Below are 19,204 nucleotides of genomic sequence, written 5' to 3'. Positions count from 1 at the left end.
AATTTTTACTCAATGACAACTCCACACTTATCTAAAACCTTAGCTACATTTGCTTCCGAATTAAAGATTGGCGCCATCCCCCAAGAGGTGATTGCGCGCACCGAAGATTTACTGGTAGATTGGTTTGGCTCTGCGATTGCCGGCAAAGGTTCACGCCCAGTAGAAACGATTACGCAGTTTGCGCAAAACATGGGTGGCTTTAATGCCGCTAATCCTGGTTCTGCTGAAATTCTGATTAGCCGCAAAAACTCAAGCCCTTTCTTAGCGGCACTAGCGAATGCCGCAGCTTCACATGTAGCCGAGCAAGATGATGTCCATAATGGCTCTGTCTTTCATCCCGCTACTGTGGTGTTTCCTGCAGCATTAGCAACGGCGCAAACGATTGGTGCCTCAGGCGAAGATCTTCTAGTAGCTGCTGTTGCCGGCTATGAGGTCGGCATTCGGGTCGGTGAATTTTTAGGTCGCTCACACTACAAGACATTTCACACTACCGGCACCGCAGGCACATTGGCTGCTGCCGCTGCAGTAGGTCGCCTGCTGAAACTGAACCCCACTCAAATGTTGCACGCTTTTGGTTCAGCCGGCACTCAATCCGCTGGCCTTTGGGAATTTCTGCGCGATGCCGCCGACTCCAAACAATTGCATACTGCGCACGCTGCCTCTGCTGGTTTGATGTCAGCCTACCTAGCGCAATCAGGCTTTACTGGTGCCGAACATATTTTGGAGGGCAAACAAGGTTTAGCGGCTGGTATGTCGAGTGATGCAGACCCTAGTAAGCTGATTGATCGATTGGGTATTCGCTGGACCATTACTGAGACGAGCTTTAAATATCATGCCTCGTGTCGTCACACTCACCCTGCCGCAGATGCCTTATTACAAGTGATGTTGGCCCATCAACTCAAGCCCAGTGATATCGCTAAAGTAGAAACCTTGGTTCATCAGGGCGCAATCGATGTGCTTGGCCCAGTGACCGATCCTACGACTGTGCACCAATCTAAGTTCTCTATGGGAACTGTGTTAGCCCTCATCGCCCATTATCAATTTGCAGGTCTGCAAGAATTTGAGCAACACTTTCATGATCAAGCCATTTGCGCATTCCGTGATCGCGTCACCATGATTTTAGATCCCGAAGTGGATGGAGCCTACCCTCAACGCTGGATTGGCAAAGTCAAAGTCTATTTAAATAGTGGCGAGGTTTTAGAAGGTCGCGTTGACGAACCCAAAGGCGATCCCGGCAATACTCTCAGTCGCACTGAAATTACCGATAAGGCCATGCGTCTAGCGGCATTTAGTGGCGGCGCAAGCCCAAATGAGATGAGCGCTGCAATTGAGCGCTTGTGGAATATCCGCAAGGAGTCCAAGATAGGTCTCTTGATATCCTAAATCTCAGTTGCTGATTCTTTCATTGCCTCACATTTTATAAAGCCACAGACATGAATCCACTTGATACCCCAATCGGCTTTAGCAGTACTTTCTTATTCGTTCCGGGGACACGCCCAGAGCGATTTGCTAAAGCACTCGATAGTGGTGCCGATGGCGTCATCATTGATTTAGAAGATGCAGTTGCCCAGGAAGACAAAGAATCTGCCCGCGCAGCAATACGTGCGGCTTGGCCTTCATTTACTGCAGAACAAAAAAAGCGTCTAGTGATCCGCTCGAATTCTCCTGGTAGTCATTTTTATGCGGCAGACCTCATCCTGATCCAAGAATTGGATGCAGCTTGCTTACTCATTCCAAAAAGTGAGTCTCTCGATCAAATCAATGGCGCAGCACAAATCCTTCCAAACACCGCCATCATTCCGATGATTGAGACTGCCATCGGTCTTGAACGCCTCAATGAAATCGCTAATTCTGAACAAGTATTGCGCTTGGCCTTAGGTAATATTGATTTGCAAGCGGACTTAGGCATGGTTTGTGACGCACAAGAAACTGAACTACAAACTGCGCGCTTTCAGATTGTGCTGGCCTCACGCTTGGCCCAGATCGCCCCTCCAATTGATGGGGTTACTCCCTCTACTGATAATATTGAGCGAATCACAGATGATGCGGAGCGTGCCAAAAGAATGGGCTTTGGTGGAAAGTTGTGTATTCACCCAAAGCAGGTTTCCTTGGTGAAGGACTCCTTTATGCCTACTGCTGCAGAGGTTTCTTGGGCTCATCGGGTCATCGAGGCTGACAAGGCATCTAAAGGCGGTGCAGTGAAGTTAGATGGCCGCATGATTGACCGTCCCGTCGTCTTATTGGCCCAAAGGACTCTGGCGATTGCTGGTAAACCCTAAAACCGATAGTATTCAATAGTGGCAAAATTAGCCTGCATCACACATTAACGGAGACTTAAATGAAAATAAAGAAAACCCTCTTTGCTGGAATTGCTGCAGTTGTCAGCGCCAGCACTTTATTGGGTAGCAATATTGCATCTGCTCAAAAGGATTGGCCTACTAAATCAGTTCAATTGGTTGTTCCATTTGCAGCTGGCGGCCCAACTGACACTATCGCACGCTTAATTGCAGTGCCAATGGGTCAGGCCTTAGGTCAAACAGTAGTAGTAGAGAACGTGCCTGGCGCTGGCGGCACAATTGCCTCCACCAAAGTAGCTCGCGCAGCTCCAGACGGCTACACCATCTATATTCATCACATGGGTATGGCAACAGCAAATGCGCTGTATGACAAACTCCCATACGACCCAATGACTAGCTTTGAGTACATCGGCCAAGTTGCTGACGTGCCAATGGTGTTGCTCGGTAAAAAAGATTTGCCAGCCAATAACTTTAAAGAGCTTGAGGCTTACATTAAAGCCAATGGTTCAAAAGTAACGATGGCTAATGCGGGTCCAGGTGCTGTATCACAGCTATGCGGTCTATTGTTTCAAAGTCGTATGGGTGTTCGGTTGACCAATATTCCTTACAAAGGAACTGGCCCTGCTTTGACTGATCTCTTAGGCGGTCAAGTTGACCTATTGTGCGACCAGACAACTCAAACTATTCCTTATATCAAGGATGGTCGCGTGAAAGCATTTGGCACGACCACGATGAAGCGTTTGCCTGCAATTCCTAATGTTCCAACTCTGAACGAACAAGGTCTCAAAGGCTTTGAAGTTAAAGTTTGGCACGGCGTGTATGCTCCAAAAGGCGTTCCGCAACCAATCTTGGACAAAATCAATGCTGCACTCAAGAAGGCATTGAATACTCCTGATGTGAAGAAGCGTTTGGATGATGCCAATATTGATATTGTGTCAATGGATAAAGTATCCGCTAAAGGCCTCAAAGATCACCTTGATAAAGAAATCAACATCTGGGGTCCAGTCATTCGTAAAGCCAATATTCCAGATTAATTCCGGAATAGCGGTAAATAAAAAAGCCAGCGAATCTCTGCTGGCTTTTTTGTTACCTAAAATTGAGAGATGTATCGATTAATTAGCTCGCTACTCAACCCGCTCTAAACAGATGGTTTGACCGGACTCTCTCAAGACGCTTCTGATAAATTGCATTCGGGATTGTTAGCAAGGCCCAAATAGCTAAGAAAGGATCTAAAAGATAGTCCCAGAGGTTGGCGGATTCATGCCAATGGGCTGCCCACGCAATAATCGCAAAGGACAGAATCCAAACGCCCTTAGTCCAGCCAGCAAGGCCACACACTATGGCAAAGAAAATGGTGGCGATTAAAAGACCAATGGAACCATAACCCCAAGCGTAGGGATCGAGCATTCCAAGACCTAGCGCTAAGGGATAAAACGCAATCGCAATTAATACCACCGGTACCTTAAATCCAAGCGGTGTTTTTTTAGCAGAAGGTAGGACGGAGCTCCACAGTAAAAGCATAGTCACAACACTCAGCTCACCCGTAACACCTCGAACATAGGCAGCCAAAGGTAACTCAAGCGACATTCCTAGTGGCCAGAAAAATAAGTTTACTAACAACAAGAGCATAAGCAGGCGAATTGCAAATGGAATTTCTTTCGAAGATAGTTTTTGCGAAAGAATAATGAGCACTACCGCACAGTTAAATGACATCTCTAGAAGAGCGATCAATTGTAAATAAGGAGTCATCATTGCACTTCCTTTTCTTTAGGGCTGCTAGCGGCATGCTTAAACCAGGTCGCTGGAAAATAAACATGCTTAATCTTTGTTCTATTCCAGGTATAGGCAAGATGAGCATCTTCACCACTCGCAGAAATTAAATACGGATAGGAAAATTCTCGATGCTGATCATTGATTAAAGACGCATCTTCCTCGAGCACCTGCACTACCTGCCATTGAAGGGAGCTTGGTTCACGCATTACCATCACCAATCGATAGCGCGCTGACTCGATGTTATTCAAGACCATCAATCTCGTTCCATTAGCTAAAGTGAGTGCAGCAAGGGCAGAATTGGGATTCGGAATCTCCAGGTCTTTTGTTGTCGTCCAAGATTGTCCAGCATCTTTGGTTTCACTTGAAGGGATCTGCTTTGGCTGAGAACTGGATCGAGTTTGGCGAAAGAAAGCCTGTGCCTCTTGTGGGTCATCAGCAAAAACTACCGGCTGAATTGCACCCCTACCCGAACTCATGCGTCGCTTATCGATCACCTGACTCGCATCGATTCTCAGAAACTCACCAAAACGAGCAATCCATTCGTGATATGCCGGTAAACCCAGCCGCCCATCTACAAATGAGATGGCTGGTGACTTTACTAAGGTACTTAAATTAATTAGTGGGGAGCTGATTAAACGCTGAGGTTGACCCCAAGTTAAGCCCTCATCATCTGAAATCATTGAAGAGATTGAACTGCCAGCCCAACCTCCAATAGAAACCGTTACGAAAAATAATTGCATGCGGCCATCGGCCATTCTGACTGGAACAGGATTACCTAACTTAGCAATGTAGCGAGACAGGCCTTTTTCAGCACTAACGCGATCCACCACAACTGTTGGGGCACTCCATCGAGATGCCTGCGAATCAAAAACAGATGTATTGATGACTACGTCTGGAGCACCTTCTCGACTGCCCGCAAACCAGAAGGCTCTCACCGCACCATCCTTAAGCGCAATTAAAGAGGCGGCATGCACTGAAGGAGCTCCAGTGTCAGGTAACCAATCTGTCAGCAGGCTGGACTGAACATGCTTTAATGATTTTAATGGCGCAGTATTTTTCAGCACCTTGACTTGCTTAGTATCCTCCGTTAACTCCGATGCATCATCAAGTTGATTGACATTATTTATTGGGTAATTACTTGCAAACGGCGCCCATACTGGGCGACTGTCAATGTGAAGAAAACCCAGCACCGAGGCAAGCAATAAAAAACAAAAGGCGATCACGCGACTCATCGACAAGCATCCTTACCCACTAATGGCAATGCAATTTTTGTGGGAGTAGAAATTAAATATTCATTCACAAACAGGTGCTCTCCAATTTGACCCTTGAGTATCGCCTGAATTTCTGCATCAGAATGGCGCGCTCGCATCTCCATTCGCTTACCCACTATCTTGCAAGAGTCACATAGCGCGGGCTCTACACCAATAGCTGACTGCACCGCTACCAGTGGGTAACTTTTAGTTAGCAAATCAATTTGACTGGCATCCTTCGCAAAATAGCCATGCAATATTGCCCCAGGTAATAAGAGTCGATACTCTTCATCCTTAGCGCGATAGTCGCAAGGTACCCAAACATCTTTTCCGGCAAGGTCTTGAATAGTCGCTTGCGAGTACCGACCCAAGGAACCCTCGAGAGGTGATAAGCCACTAGTAAGTGCGCAATAGCAAAGAAAGCAGCCCGCTAAAGCGATTGCCTTACTTCGATTGCGATTCAATATACCAAGCATTACTAGTGCTATCGCGGCTCCCATAAAAACCCAATGCCAAGGGGAATAACTCCAGATGCCGGACTGGCCCAGGAAGTTTGACAGCTGTAAATTACCACCTACCCAAACAAGCGCAACAAGTAATAGCAACTGCAGTAGCAATGCAACCCGAAATCCCCATGCAGGCAATCGATCCCAATGCAATGCGATCACAGTAGCAAATGCTGGCATCACTGGAAGTAGATATCGCCCCGAGCGCTGACTTGGCAAACTAAACACAATAAAAAAGGCTAAGACTAACAGCAGTAAAAGGCTCTCTTCAAGAGACATAAAACGCCGCTCTCGCCAACATTGAATCAATGCAGAAATCAACACGAAGATAAATAGTCCGGCATTAGCCAAAGTCGTTAAAGCCAGCATCCAAACACTATCGCCACCCCGCACTAAATCTAATAAATAGTTAGAGCTGCGCGCTTGAAACTTACCAGCATTCTCACCTAGAACAAATTCTTTCCAAACTGCTTCAGGGAAAGGATCTAGCGCAAACCACAGCGCAAATACGCCCAAAGCTAGAACTGCAATCAATAAGACTTTGTATAGGTCTTGCAATAAGACCTTGGGGATATTCCATTCACGCCAGCGCCAGTAAAACAAGCCCAAAGCAAATGCAGCGGGAACGATGTAGGCAAAAGACTTTGACAGCAAGGCCATACCAAAAGAGGCACCTGCCAATACAGGAAAGAAAAACTTTGAATCAAAAGCGGCTTTACCCCAATATAAGAGTGCAAAAAAGGGCAAGCTTAGCCAAAATACTTCGGGGGGGTCTGTCAGGAACGGACGTCCGTAGCGGTAAGTTGCAAAAAAGGAAAGCCATACTAAAGCCGCCAATAAGCCAGTCTGCCGCCTACCGCTAAAGCGAGAGACAGCCAAAAATAAGAAAAATGCGGTTAAGCCGGTATATATAACACTGGGCCAACGCAGCGAGAAGAGTGTCCAGTCGCTTCCCCAGGCGGTACTAGCAATACCCTCCCAAAACACCAAGGGAGGCTTAGTATTTTTAATGCCATCCATTTCGGACTGAAGCGGTAACCAAGCCCCAGCATCCGCGGTCATTCGGACAATATGCATATAGGGATATTCATCCCCATTCTTCGGAGCAAAGCGACTATCTAAACCATATAGGTAGGTAAATACACCTAGCAGTAGGATGAAAATGGCATTTCGGTAGGTAAATGAGCCTTGCATATTGCTAGTTTATAGGTCTTGGAGTGGAATACTAAAAAACTAACAAGGTCGATACCCTCATTTTTGGTTCTGAGCTTATTGAAAATCAGTCTAAGTAAAACCACTAATCCCATCCCCATCTGATTAAGATAGAGTTCATCAGCAGTATCCTAAGAACGGTTGTATGTAAGACGGAGATAATCCCTATGCAAGTGAAGTATATAAAACCCATTTTGGTGACTAGCGCCCTCATTGGCCTGAGCCAGTGGAGCGGACTCGGCTTTGCCCAAAACGCTGACCAACTATATAAACGTGGACTTGCTGCTACCTGCGCCAATTGCCACGGTACAGATGGCAAAGGCGTTGTGGATGGCGGCATGCCACTAATTAATAATCTCACTAGCGAACAAATGCTCGCCAAGCTAAAAGCTTATAAGTCTGGAGCATTAGAAGGCACCATCATGCCTCAACTAGCTAAAGGCTATTCCGACGAACAACTCACCACTATTGCCAATCAACTTGGCAAGAAACAATAAGGAGGCGCTATGGATCGTCGACATTTTATAGGTCAGAGTGCTGCAGCAGTTGGTCTGCTTGCAGGTCTTTCAAGCCAAACTAAAGCGGCTAATTTACAAAAAGCAGAAATCTTAGTCATTGGTGGCGGATATGGTGGCGCTACCGCCGCTAAATACTTGCGACTCTTCTCCAATAACACCGCTAGAGTGACTCTGATTGAGCCCAACACCTCCTTTGTCTCCTGCCCAATGTCTAATTTGGTCATCGGCGGATCACGTACGATCGCTGAAATTACCTCACCATATGACACCCTCAGCAAGCGCCATGGGATCAAGATTATTCAAGATAGCGTCAGTAGCATTGATCCAGATAAAAAGACGGTGACACTCGCTTCCGGAAAAACTTTGCGCTACGACAAAGCCATTGTGTCTCCAGGTGTCTCAATGAACTTTAAAAGCATTGAAGGCCTTGCTCAAGCCAATAAAGAAGGTGTAACGCTACAAGCTTGGAAAGCCGGTCCAGAGACTGTTGCCTTACACAAGCAACTCGCTGCTATGCGTGAAGGCGGTACTTTTGCAATCAGCATCCCAGAAGCTCCTTATCGTTGCCCTCCTGGACCCTATGAGCGTGCATGTCAGGTAGCAAACTATCTTCAGCAGCACAATCCTAAGGGCAAGGTATTGATTTTAGATGCCAACCAAGATGTAGTTTCCAAGGGCGCCTTGTTCAAGAAAGTTTGGGCTGAGCAATATGCTGGAATGATTGAGTACCGTCCGAAGAGCAATGTAGTTGGCGTTGATGCGAAAACCAAAACACTCAGACTCGAAGTTGAAGATGATGTGAAGGCTGATGTATTGAATGTCTTACCGCAAATGGCTGCTGGTGAAATCGCCATCAAAACCGGATTAGCGAATTCCAATGGTCGCTGGGCGAATGTCAACTTCCTCAACTTTGAATCAACAGCACGCAAAGATATTCATGTGCTAGGTGACGCGATTCAGATTGCACCGTTAATGCCTAAATCTGGTCACATGGCTAATCAACATGCCAAAGTCGCAGCAGCAGCAATCGTTGCAGAATTGAATGGCTGGGAAATCAATCCAGCGCCAGTTCTGACAAATACCTGCTACAGCTTTGTGAATAACCGAGAAGTCGTGCACGTTGCCAGCGTCCATCAATACAATGCCGCAGAAAAAACATTCAAGACCGTTCCTGGTTCTGGAGGCTTATCACCTGCACCTTCTATTCTTGAGGGTATTTATGCTTGGGGCTGGGCGCATAACATCTGGGCAGATAGCTTGGGTTAAAAGTATTTACGCTCATTAAAAAAAGAGGCCTCGACCTCTTTTTTTAATATCTACAGCGATTTACCCATCTCCATGATTCGCTTGCGTCTTCGATTGCTGATAAACAAGAAAGTAATCGCCACTACTGGGGCGGCGATAGCGGCAATAATTTCTGGATGAATAGCAAGACCAGCCTCTTTGCCACCTTTAGCTATATAGGCGAGCAAACTCACTGCATAGTAAGTCAATACCAGTACGGATAGACTCTCCACGGTTTCTTGTAATCGTAATTGCAAGCGGGCTCGTTGATCCATGCTAGCCAGTAATTTTTGTGTCTGCTCTTCATTTACAAATTCAATACGCGTTCTCAAAGTTTGAGTTGTCCTTGAGATTCGGTCAGATAATTCTTTTAATCTACGTTGAGTCCAAATACAGGTTCCCATCGCCGGCTGAAAACGTCGATCCATAAACTCGGAGAGGGATTGCACGCCCGGAATCGCAGACTCTGCTAGCTCGTATAGGTTTTTATTCAGTAATTGGCTATAAGCCTCAGATGCGGTAAAGCGCAGTCCGTATCCGGAAATCCATTGCTCGGCTCGTGAGGCTAGATTAGAGAGTTCACCTAAAAACTGGCCATCTTTTTCGGTATGTACCCCTGACTCAGTTTGCAATTGAGAAATGTTTTTAGATAAATCCGCCAATTCCGACTCTGCGGTTCTGAGTGGCATAGAAAGGCTCTTCGCTACCGGAAAAGCAATCATAGCCGCCATCCGATAAGTTTCAGCTTCAGCAATTGCACGCGCAACACGACCAGCCTGCCGTGATCCCAAAATATCGTGGGGAATAAAGTAAGAAATAAAGCCATCTTCATCTAAGCGTAAATCTGTCCATAACTGAGCCTTCTTGCTCGATAAGATGTAACTACCTAGTACGGTATTCCCGCTAAAGATGGAAGATACCTCTTGAGCTTCTGTAAAGAGGGTGCGATGCTCAAATGCGAGATCTAACGCAGAAATTCTTTCGCCGCCAGCCTCAACAATAGTTGGGCAGCCCAAGCTTTGAAGTAATACATCCAAACTCTTTTCCAGAGCGAGGCGTGACTCCAGTAACGGTCCAGTGATTTTGATGGGATTACGTGTAATGGCCGCAATGGTTGCAAACTCGCCATGCAACTCCCATTTAATCAACACCCTCTCTGGCTCCGGCGCCAGGGTCAACATCTTAAAGGAGTGATCCTGCTGATGATCATTAGAAATGCCTAAGGCGACGCTAAGCTTTTGAATCCACTCAATTTGAGTCTGACGAGAACTTGCATCAAGCAAAAAAGATTGTGATAACACTCTTTCATTTGGCCAGAGCGCAATGGGTGGGCGCGCATGCACTTCTTCGTGCAATTGTTTTCGAGCGGGATGGTCGTAAGGTTTCATGGGGCTTGATTTAGATGGCTACGCTTAAACTATACGCCAGCAGCATTCTCCTGAGATTTGTATGGATGAACACCCCGATTTAGGCAGTTGCGAACATAGTCTATGCTGGTGCGTAAGGCGTAATAATCGCTAGACATACTTTTAGAGACTTTTAACTGTAGTGCCTGGTACTCTAGTAAATCCAACTTCATCAGATACTCGTTCTTCACTTCTGGCAGAAAATTTTCAGTTAACTCTTGCTCGTAGCTCTTTAGAGTGCCATACAACTTATCAATTTTTCGCTTCATGCGTTTATTACGATAGCCCGGCAAAGTCAGTAAGACAGGATATGCCACAGCACAAAATGGCAGCAATACAAAAATCAAGCGATTGATCAGTTCTGCTAACCAAAAAGGGAAATAGAGCATTAATAATGGCGAGCCATTTTTTTCATAATGCAAGGCCACAGGGCTTTGTGCAAGTCCTGTATTTTTAAAAGAAGGGAATTCGCCATGCTCTGCAAAGAAGCTTGCTTGACCGTTAATCTCGCGTGCAGCTTCTAAAAATAAAAATTGGAGCGCCGGATGCATTCTGTCATCGATCAATAAATTGGTAGTTGAAGCCATCAACTTAATATCTCTAGGAGGAAAGTTCCGCGCCAAGCTAAATGCACCTGCAGGGACATTCAGTATTTGCATATATGGCAGCAACCGCGCATACGCCTCAGCTCGATCAAAGGCAACTAAATGTAAGTTGGGATCCTTTAGTAATTTCTGGACATTCGGGGCTTCATAAGCATCCACAATGAACACCGCATCGATCTCGCCTTTTTGCAAAGCGTCAACCGATTGAGTATTAGAGAGATTTAGAAAATGAGATCCTTCCTCAAAGCCATTCGCTTTTAGGATATGCATTGCTTGAGCATAAGTTCCGCTCCCCTTCAAACCAACTGACATTCTGGAATTCAGAAAGAAAGTGGCGCGAGCTTTAATGGACTGAAAATCATCCACCTTAATCTCTGGACCACGATAAAATAACCAAATTGGGTCATAAGAAATTGTGCCAAGCGACTCAACCCCAGTAACCTCATGAGGATTAAATGCGCCTGCTTGCACGAAGGCGGCCTGAACTGGATCCTGACGATCAACTAAGTGCGCCACATTTTCCTCGGCACCCTTTGTTGGGAGCAATTCAAGAGTAATACCTTTTTTATCAAAAAAAGCAGCGTACTTTTTTCCTAAAACGTCATAGGAGCCGCCGGACTGGCCAGTTGCCATCACCACATGTCTTGGTGGTGGTGGATCGGCGTACCACCAAACTCCAAGCAAGATCACCAAAAGAATGGCCAAGATAGGCCAAGCCTCTCTCAGGAACTGAGCAAAATCACCCAACTTCTCCTGAGCAGTCTCGTATAGTCCGAGATAGGTTTCTTTAATGTCTTGTTTGATACTTCCCATGGAAGGCCAATCAGCAAATATGTCAAAAGCTAATGATAATGTGCTTATTGCCCTCCAGAAAAGACTCTGCTCATGCTAACCCTCCGAAAAGCTCAAGACCGTGGCTACGCCGATCATGGCTGGCTTAAAAGCTTCCATTCCTTCTCTTTTGCGGGCTATCACGACCCCCGATTTATGGCTTGGGGCAATTTAAGGGTGATTAATGAGGATCGGGTAGCAGCAGGCATGGGTTTTGGGAAGCACGGCCACCGCAACATGGAAATCATCAGCTATGTTTTGTCTGGTGAATTAGCACATGAAGACAGCATGGGAAATATCAAAGGCATTCCACCTGGTGACGTACAACGCATGAGTGCCGGAACTGGAGTCACCCATAGCGAGTTCAACCATGCCAATGATCAAACTACCCACTTCCTCCAAATATGGATAGAACCCAATGTCATGGAAATCCCGCCAAGCTATGAGCAAAAATCTATTCCGCCCTCAGAAAAGCAAAACAAACTCTGCTTGATTGCATCGCCAGATGGATCGGGGAATGCTGTCAAAATTCATGCGGATGCCCGGGTATATGCTGGTCTTTTTGATGGTCACCAGTCCCAAACAGTGGATCTCGATTTACAGCGTAAGACCTATGTACATCTGATAAGAGGCTCTCTACAGGTCAACGATATACTTCTAACAAGTGGCGACGCACTACTAATAGAGAATGAAAAAAGCCTACTCATTGGTGATGCCAAAGATGCTGAGGTCTTGGTGTTCGATCTCAGTAGTTAATAAAAAGGGTATCGACTGCCATCCATATACTCTCAACCTAAATACATAAGATGAAAATATGAGTCAATACGTAGCCGTTATCGGCACCGGCACCATGGCCGCAGGAATTGCAGCTGGCTTCATCTCTTACAGCGTCCCTGTTGCGATTCTAGGAAGAAGTAAAGAGAAGTCCAGTAACTGCCTAAGGAAAGCCATTGAGCTAGCCTTCAAGATTGGTTTGCACGGTGAAAATGCTTCGCTTGATGCTGCTACCATCGAGGCGGCTCAAGTGAGCACTACCATGGAAGGTTGGGAGGCATGGAGTAAATGCTCTTGGGTGATTGAAACCGTTGCCGAAAATTTGGAATTAAAGCAACAAATTTTTTCCTACCTTGATGACAAAGTCCCGGCCGATATCCCGATCGGTAGCAATAGCTCTGGCTTTCCAATCACCAAAATCTCTGCCGGCCTGAAAACTGCTAACAGGATGATGGGAGCCCATTACTTTATGCCGGCAGAGATTGTTCCATTGGTTGAGATTGTGATGGGAGAAAAAACGGATCCCGCTTTTTCTGAAAGAGTGTGCCAAATTTATAAAGCTATCAACAAAAAACCGGTGCTGGTTAAAAAAGACATTCCTGGTTTTTTAGCTAATCGGATTCAACATGCACTAATGCGTGAAGCACTATCACTTGTGCAAGAGGGTATTGCAAGCCCAGAGGACATTGATGATGCAGTACGTTTTAGCTTTGGTTTTCGCTATGCCGCCGTTGGGCCCATGACCCAAAAAGAAATCTCAGGGTGGGACGGAATGGCAAATGCAGCAAGAGAAATCTACCCCTCCCTCTCCAATGTCACCTCCTTGCCACCAAAAGTAGTACAACTTATGGCGGAAGGAAAGACTGGCATGAAGGCCGGCGAGGGCTTCAGAAAATGGACCCCGGAAGAAATTGAGCAGACCTCGCATTCGTATTCAAAAAGGTTGAGGGCAGCCTTTGATGTACTCAATATGGACTAACAAATAAAATATATCTATTGAAAGTATTAAATGATTGAAACATCTGGAAAAAAATTAGCTGGGCCAATTATTCGCCTACATCCTAACGATAATATTGTTGTTGCCCGTATAGATATTGGCATTGGTGAAAGCGTCCCTAGCGAAAATTTGACTAGTCGTAGTCAAGTACCTGCCGGCTACAAAATCGCCGCAAAGAAAATATTGAAGGGTGAGCCTATCCTTAAATACAACGTAACTGTGGGCTTTGCTAATGCTGATATTGAAGCTGGCATGATGGTCCATAGTCATAACACTGAGTTTCGTGAATTTGATCGTGACTATGCCTATGCCAGTGAATACAAGCCCACTAACCTTCTTCCAGAATCTGAGCGTGCAACATTTGAAGGTTATGTACGCGCTAATGGAAAAGTAGGTACGCGTAATTTCATTGGCATTCTATCAACCGTCAATTGCTCTGCAACGGTGGTCAATAAAATTGCTGACTGGTTCACGCCCGAGAGGTTGAAAGACTACCCCAATATCGATGGTGTAGCTGCCTTTAGTCACAGTATCGGCTGCGGCATGGAGATGAGTGGTGAGCCAATGCAACTGCTACGCAGAACGATGGCGGGTTACGCGCAACATCCTAACCTAGCTGCAGCTCTCATCATCGGCTTAGGTTGCGAGCGTAATCAGTTGAAAGGATTGATGGAGCAAGAAGCATTGCAAGAAAACTCTACTTTGCATACTTTCATCATGCAAGAAACTGGTGGCACACGTAAAACTATTGAAGCTGGCATTGAAGCTGTCAAAGCACTTCTTCCAGAAGCCAATAAAGTAAAACGTCAAACTGTTTCTGCGAGCTATTTATGTGTTGGTTTGCAATGCGGTGGATCAGATGGATTTTCTTCCATTACTGCAAACCCCGCCTTAGGTGCTGCAATTGATATCTTGTCGCGCCATGGTGGCACAGGTATTCTTTCCGAAACACCCGAGATTTATGGGGTTGAGCACACCCTCACCCGTCGTGCAGCAAGCAAAGCCATTGGTGAAAAACTGATTCAACGGATTCGTTGGTGGAAAGATGAGTACTCCGTTGGTCGTGATGTACAGATCAATGGGCAAGTGAGTCCCGGCAACCAAATTGGTGGCCTTGCCAACATCTTTGAAAAGTCACTCGGCTCTTCTATGAAAGGCGGTACTGGACCTCTGATGGAGGTCTATCGATATGCAGAGCCAGTCACAGCCAAAGGTTTTGTATTTATGGATACGCCTGGCTTTGATCCCGTCTCAGCAACCGGTCAAATTGCAGGTGGGGCAAACCTAATTGCTTTCACTACGGGACGCGGCTCCATGTTTGGCTCTAAACCAGCACCTTGCATTAAGCTTGCTACTAATACACCAATGTATCAAAGACTAACTGAAGACATGGACATTAATTGCGGTGAGATCTTAGATGGCACGGTTTCGGTTCAAGAGATGGGACAACGCATTTTTGAACTCTTTCTCAGGACAGCCTCTGGAGAGGCTTCTAAAAGCGAATTATTGGGTTTGGGTGATTATGAATTCGTGCCCTGGCAAGTGGGCGTCATGAGCTGATTAAAGAATCCCCCTCACGCTAGCGATCAGCGGGCATCTAGCCCGCTTTTTCTTTACCCAAAAGAAACTAGAAATCAATGCTAGGGACTGTAGAATTAATACTATTGAATTAATCAGGACTTCATTAGGCTTATGAAATTCAGGGACTACTATGAAACACTCGGTGTCGCGCGGGGCGCCACTGAAGCAGAAATTAAAGCAGCCTACCGAAAGTTGGCGCGCAAATATCACCCAGACGTAAATAAAGAAGCTGGGGCAGAGGCTCAATTTAAGGAAGTTGGCGAAGCCTACTCCGTTCTCAAAGATACTGAAAAGCGTGCTGCTTACGATCGCATGGGCGCTAACTGGAAAAATGGCCAAGACTTCACGCCTCCACCAAACTGGAACGAGGGATTTGAGTATTCTGACAGTAACTTCGGTGGCGGGCACGCTGGGTTTGGCGGTGGCTACGAGGGTGATCAAAGCGAATTCTTTGAGTCTCTCTTTGGCAGAGGACGCCATACTCAAGGTGGACGAGGTGGCAACCCCCGTCAAGGTATGAACTTGAAAGGTCAAGATCATCATGCCAAGATACTGATTGATCTTGCAGATGCATATAACGGTGCAAAACGAACTATCGCCCTGCATATGCCTACGCAAGATGCCAACGGCCATGTCAGCACCCAAGAACGCAAGCTCGATGTCAGCATTCCGAAGGGCATTAAGGCTGGACAAAATCTACGCTTAGCTGGTCAGGGCGGCCCAGGTATGGGCTCTGGTGATGCAGGTGATCTGTATCTTGAGATTGATTTCCATCCCAATCCCATTTATCGCGTAGATGGCAAAGACGTTTATCTTAATTTACCGCTGGCCCCATGGGAAGCAGCGCTTGGAACCACTGTCAATATTCCGACCCCTGCAGGCTCAACTTTAGAACTCAAGATTCCGGCGGGCACAGCAGCCGGCCGCAAGATGCGACTCAAAGAGAGGGGTATCCCTAGCAAAGAGGCAGGCGATCTATACGTAGTGCCAACCATTGCTTTACCCAACGCCGAAACAGATGCACAAAAAGAAGCTTATCAAGCACTGGAGAAAGCTTTTGATTTCAAGCCCAGAAACCATTTGAAAAGATGATGAATATGACACAAACACAAATCACCTGGATTACAGGCAGCGTTGTTGAGGAGGAAGTGCACATGAGCATTGTGGAAATTTCACAAGCAACGCGCGCACCAGAGGATCTCATCATGTCCTGGGTATCCGAGGGTGTTCTCAGCCCTGTGGGCTCATCCCCAGAGGACTGGCGCTTTAGCGGAGAGTCTCTTCAGCGCGCAAAGACTGCTGCTCATCTGACCCATGATCTAGAGCTCAATACTCCTGGAGTTGCTTTAGCGCTAGATCTTCTAGATGAAATCAGTCGCCTTCGCAATCAGCTAGTTCGTGAAAAATAGTCTAAGTCCCCGAGAGACTTAGTAACGATGTACTGTGTAATTTAGGATAAAAAATAAATGCTCGCATTGCCCTGTATTGAAATTGAAACCGCTCCCAATCCAAACGCTGCTGTCATTTGGCTTCATGGACTAGGGGCTGATGGCAATGACTTTGTACCCATCATTCCCCAACTCAATCTTTCCGAGTGCCCTGCTATTCGATTTATTTTTCCAAGCGCGCCTTCTATGGCTGTCACCGTTAATGGTGGCTACGTGATGCCAGCTTGGTATGACATTACGGGGAGAGCTATTAACGACCGCGAGGATATTGCTGGCATTCACAAATCAGCAACAGCGATCTCGGAATTAATTGAACGAGAGACAAGTCGTGGCATTGCCTATGAAAAAATTGTTTTAGCTGGCTTCTCGCAGGGCTGCGCTATGTCTCTGCAAGTAGGGCTGCGCTTTCCACATAGATTGGCTGGCATCATGGCGCTGTCAGGCTATTTACCTCTAGCAAATTCACTGGCACTCGAGAGTAGCGAGGACAATAGCAAGACTCCTATTTTTATGGCGCATGGCGTTTGGGATGGCGTGATCACCCTAGAGCGCGCAGAAGCTTCAGCCGATACCCTAGAAAAATTAGGTTATCAGGTGGACTGGAATACCTATCCAATGGAACACGCTCTTCATCCAGATGAGCTGGTAGATATCTCCAGATTTTTGACTAGGGTATTGAGCAAGTCATAACCCACGCTGCATTGAACATTGGGGATTAGGACTGCAATTACATTAAGATTCTGAGCGACTTAAGAGTAGCTCCCAGCGCTGTAATTTGATGTCTAGATCGGCAGTGATTTCTGACAAGCGCGCTTGCATGCTCGCCGCTAATTCAGGTTCGTTCTTGTAGAGATCTGGATTACTCATGGCGATCCCAATATCAGCCTGCTCTGTCTCCAGAGTTTCAATCTGTAAAGGCAGGGCTTCTAATTCCTGTCGCTCTTTACCATTGAGCTTGCTCACCCCAGTTTTTACGGCAGCGGGTTTTGATTCAACTTTTGCCTCTGGTTTTGTTTCTGGCTTTAATTCGGATTTCTCAGCTGCCTTAAGGCCGCCATTAGCTGCACGAATCTTATCTGAGCGCGCCTTCTGAATCTTCCAGTCTTCGTAACCACCTTCATATTCTCGCCAAAATCCATCGCCCTCATTAGCAATGATGCTGGTAACCACGTTGTCCAAGAAGTAACGATCATGGCTGACCAAGAACACGGTGCCCTTATAGTCTTGAAGCAATTGCTCAAGCAAGTCTAGGGTATCAATATCCAAGTCATTAGTTGGCTCATCCAAAACCAAGACGTTTGCAGGGCGTGCGAATAAGCGTGCCAACAATAAGCGGTTGCGCTCGCCGCCAGACAAAGTGCTTACAGGCGAATTAGTACGCTCCGGCGCAAACAAGAAATCACTCAGATAACTCTTCACGTGCTTCTTATTGCCATTGATTTCGATCCACTCGCTACCTGGACTGATGTAATCCTCAAGAGAAGCGTTGAGATCGAGACCTTCACGCATTTGGTCAAAATAGGCCACCTCAATGCGCGTACCCATCGTTGCCGTACCAGAGTCTGGTGCAATCGTCCCGAGAATTAATTTCAGGAGTGTGGTCTTACCAGCACCGTTAGGACCAAGAAGCCCCACTTTATCGCCGCGCAAAATCGTTGCTGTGAAATCCTTCACAATCGGGCGCTCGTATGACTTAGAAACATTTTGTAGATCAGCAACAATCTTGCCGCTTCTATCCCCTGCTGAAACTGCAAGTTTGACTTGCCCAACAGCATCACGTCTTTGTGAGCGAGTGGTACGCAAAGCCTCTAGACGGGCTATACGAGCAACGCTACGAGTACGCCTAGCCTCAACCCCCTTGCGAATCCAAACTTCTTCTTGGGCAAGTAACTTATCTGCACGTGCATTAGCCAAAGATTCTGAGTTCATTTCTTGATCTTTTAATACCTCATAGGCCGAGAAATTACCTGGGTAGGTACGCAAGATACCGCGATCGAGTTCAACAATCTGTGTACAGACGTTATCCAAGAAAGCACGATCATGGGTAATCAGAATGACGGAGCCTTTGTACTCTTTTAATAAATCCTCTAACCAAGAAATCGAATCTAAATCCAAATGGTTAGTAGGCTCATCCAGTAGCAATACATCTGGCATCTCCACCAGCGCACGAGCAAGAGCAACCCGTTTCTTAGTTCCGCCCGACAAAGTATTAATCTTGAGCTCAGCCTCAAGGTGCAGACGATCCAGCGTTTCATGAACGCGTTGCTCCCAATTCCAGCCGCTTAAAGCCTCCAGTTGCGACTGCACCTCATCTAGGCGATGGTGAGCAGCATCGTCCCACTCTCCAATACTAAGGGCTTCATATTCTTCACGTAGGGCTTTAGCTTGAGCTACTCCCTTGGATACGGCATCAAAGACGGTCTCCTCAGCTTCAAATATAGGCTCTTGTGGAACATAGGCAATGCGGAGGCCTTGCTGATATTGCAGCAAACCATCATCCATTTTTTCTATGCCGGCCAAGATCTTCAATAAAGAGGATTTGCCAGTGCCATTACGGCCGATTAAGCCAACCCGCTCCCCAGATTCCAATGAGAAAGCAGTGTTTGCGAGGAGGTCAACGTGGCCAAAAGCCAGTTTTGCATCAGTGAGTACGATTAAAGCCATGGCGATATTATCGTCACTTCACCCAAAGTGGTGATATTTCCAATAAACATGGGATTGA

Annotated in this window: 17 protein-coding genes; 11 read left to right on the top strand and 6 right to left on the bottom strand. The window is 46.4% G+C overall.

Annotated features, from left to right (window positions below):
- The first annotated feature begins 12 nt into the window (after positions 1-12).
- From FD967_RS03300 to FD967_RS03290, 3 genes are read left to right on the top strand one after another with little or no spacing between them, the layout of a single operon-like run.
- Entirely contained in the window at positions 13-1,383 is a 1,371-nt protein-coding gene (locus FD967_RS03300) for an MmgE/PrpD family protein (RefSeq protein ID WP_215326715.1), read from the top strand.
- Between the two features lie 50 nt (positions 1,384-1,433).
- A complete protein-coding gene (locus FD967_RS03295; protein WP_215326714.1) occupies positions 1,434-2,279 on the top strand; it encodes a CoA ester lyase in 846 nt (281 codons plus the stop codon).
- A 59-nt stretch (positions 2,280-2,338) separates the two neighbouring features.
- Positions 2,339-3,331, top strand: a complete 993-nt coding sequence (locus FD967_RS03290; RefSeq protein ID WP_215326713.1) for a tripartite tricarboxylate transporter substrate binding protein — start codon at positions 2,339-2,341, stop codon at positions 3,329-3,331.
- 94 nt (positions 3,332-3,425) lie between these two features.
- On the opposite strand, the gene FD967_RS03285 is transcribed toward FD967_RS03290, so the two are convergent.
- Genes FD967_RS03285 through FD967_RS03275 form a run of 3 tightly spaced genes read right to left on the bottom strand, consistent with a single transcriptional unit; the run spans position 3,426 to position 7,020 of the window.
- Positions 3,426-4,046, bottom strand: coding sequence for a hypothetical protein (locus FD967_RS03285; RefSeq protein WP_215326712.1), 621 nt, complete (start codon positions 4,044-4,046; stop codon positions 3,426-3,428).
- Positions 4,046-5,302 carry an exo-alpha-sialidase gene (locus tag FD967_RS03280; RefSeq protein WP_215326711.1) on the bottom strand — a complete coding sequence of 419 codons (1,257 nt, stop codon included), beginning with the start codon at positions 5,300-5,302 and terminating at the stop codon, positions 4,046-4,048. Before FD967_RS03280 ends, FD967_RS03285 begins: the two co-directional genes overlap by 1 nt.
- Entirely contained in the window at positions 5,299-7,020 is a 1,722-nt protein-coding gene (locus tag FD967_RS03275) for a glycosyltransferase family 39 protein (protein WP_215326710.1), read from the bottom strand. The genes FD967_RS03280 and FD967_RS03275 overlap by 4 nt, the downstream gene beginning before the upstream one ends.
- 185 nt (positions 7,021-7,205) lie before the next feature.
- On the opposite strand from FD967_RS03275, the gene FD967_RS03270 reads away from it, so the two are divergent.
- Together FD967_RS03270 and FD967_RS03265 are read left to right on the top strand one after the other, a co-directional pair.
- Complete coding sequence (locus tag FD967_RS03270) at positions 7,206-7,535, top strand: c-type cytochrome (protein ID WP_215326709.1); 330 nt, start codon at positions 7,206-7,208, stop codon at positions 7,533-7,535.
- A gap of 9 nt (positions 7,536-7,544) precedes the next feature.
- Positions 7,545-8,822 (top strand): NAD(P)/FAD-dependent oxidoreductase, encoded by a 1,278-nt coding sequence (locus FD967_RS03265; protein ID WP_215326708.1) that lies wholly within the window; start codon positions 7,545-7,547, stop codon positions 8,820-8,822.
- A gap of 50 nt (positions 8,823-8,872) precedes the next feature.
- Here the strand turns inward: FD967_RS03265 and FD967_RS03260 are convergent, their stop codons facing one another.
- Both FD967_RS03260 and FD967_RS03255 read right to left on the bottom strand, forming a co-directional pair.
- Positions 8,873-10,228 carry a DUF3422 domain-containing protein gene (locus FD967_RS03260; RefSeq protein ID WP_215326707.1) on the bottom strand — a complete coding sequence of 452 codons (1,356 nt, stop codon included), beginning with the start codon at positions 10,226-10,228 and terminating at the stop codon, positions 8,873-8,875.
- 29 nt (positions 10,229-10,257) lie between these two features.
- Entirely contained in the window at positions 10,258-11,664 is a 1,407-nt protein-coding gene (locus FD967_RS03255) for a TAXI family TRAP transporter solute-binding subunit (protein WP_215326706.1), read from the bottom strand.
- Between the two features lie 72 nt (positions 11,665-11,736).
- Between FD967_RS03255 and FD967_RS03250 the strand changes: the two genes are divergently transcribed.
- The 6 genes from FD967_RS03250 (at position 11,737) to FD967_RS03225 (ending at position 17,172) form a co-directional block, all read left to right on the top strand.
- Complete coding sequence (locus tag FD967_RS03250; protein ID WP_215326704.1) at positions 11,737-12,438, top strand: pirin family protein; 702 nt, start codon at positions 11,737-11,739, stop codon at positions 12,436-12,438.
- Positions 12,439-12,496: 58 nt separating this feature from the next.
- Positions 12,497-13,435 carry a 3-hydroxyacyl-CoA dehydrogenase NAD-binding domain-containing protein gene (locus FD967_RS03245; protein WP_215326702.1) on the top strand — a complete coding sequence of 313 codons (939 nt, stop codon included), beginning with the start codon at positions 12,497-12,499 and terminating at the stop codon, positions 13,433-13,435.
- A 30-nt stretch (positions 13,436-13,465) separates the two neighbouring features.
- Positions 13,466-15,013 carry a UxaA family hydrolase gene (locus FD967_RS03240; protein ID WP_215326701.1) on the top strand — a complete coding sequence of 516 codons (1,548 nt, stop codon included), beginning with the start codon at positions 13,466-13,468 and terminating at the stop codon, positions 15,011-15,013.
- Between the two features lie 132 nt (positions 15,014-15,145).
- Positions 15,146-16,126, top strand: a complete 981-nt coding sequence (locus FD967_RS03235; protein WP_215326700.1) for a DnaJ C-terminal domain-containing protein — start codon at positions 15,146-15,148, stop codon at positions 16,124-16,126.
- 5 nt (positions 16,127-16,131) lie between these two features.
- Entirely contained in the window at positions 16,132-16,443 is a 312-nt protein-coding gene (locus tag FD967_RS03230) for a chaperone modulator CbpM (protein WP_215326699.1), read from the top strand.
- A gap of 57 nt (positions 16,444-16,500) precedes the next feature.
- Positions 16,501-17,172: an alpha/beta hydrolase gene (locus FD967_RS03225; RefSeq protein WP_215326698.1), complete on the top strand. Its 672-nt coding sequence runs from the start codon at positions 16,501-16,503 to the stop codon at positions 17,170-17,172.
- A gap of 42 nt (positions 17,173-17,214) precedes the next feature.
- Here FD967_RS03225 and FD967_RS03220 read toward each other — a convergent pair whose 3' ends face one another.
- Positions 17,215-19,146, bottom strand: a complete 1,932-nt coding sequence (locus FD967_RS03220; RefSeq protein ID WP_215326697.1) for an ATP-binding cassette domain-containing protein — start codon at positions 19,144-19,146, stop codon at positions 17,215-17,217.
- Positions 19,147-19,204: the final 58 nt, after the last annotated feature.

This window comes from Polynucleobacter sp. JS-Mosq-20-D10, from assembly GCF_018687755.1.
In the GTDB taxonomy this organism is placed as follows: Bacteria; Pseudomonadota; Gammaproteobacteria; order Burkholderiales; family Burkholderiaceae; genus Polynucleobacter.
Note: the sequence above shows the minus strand (reverse complement) of the source record. Positions and strands in the feature narration are given on the sequence as shown.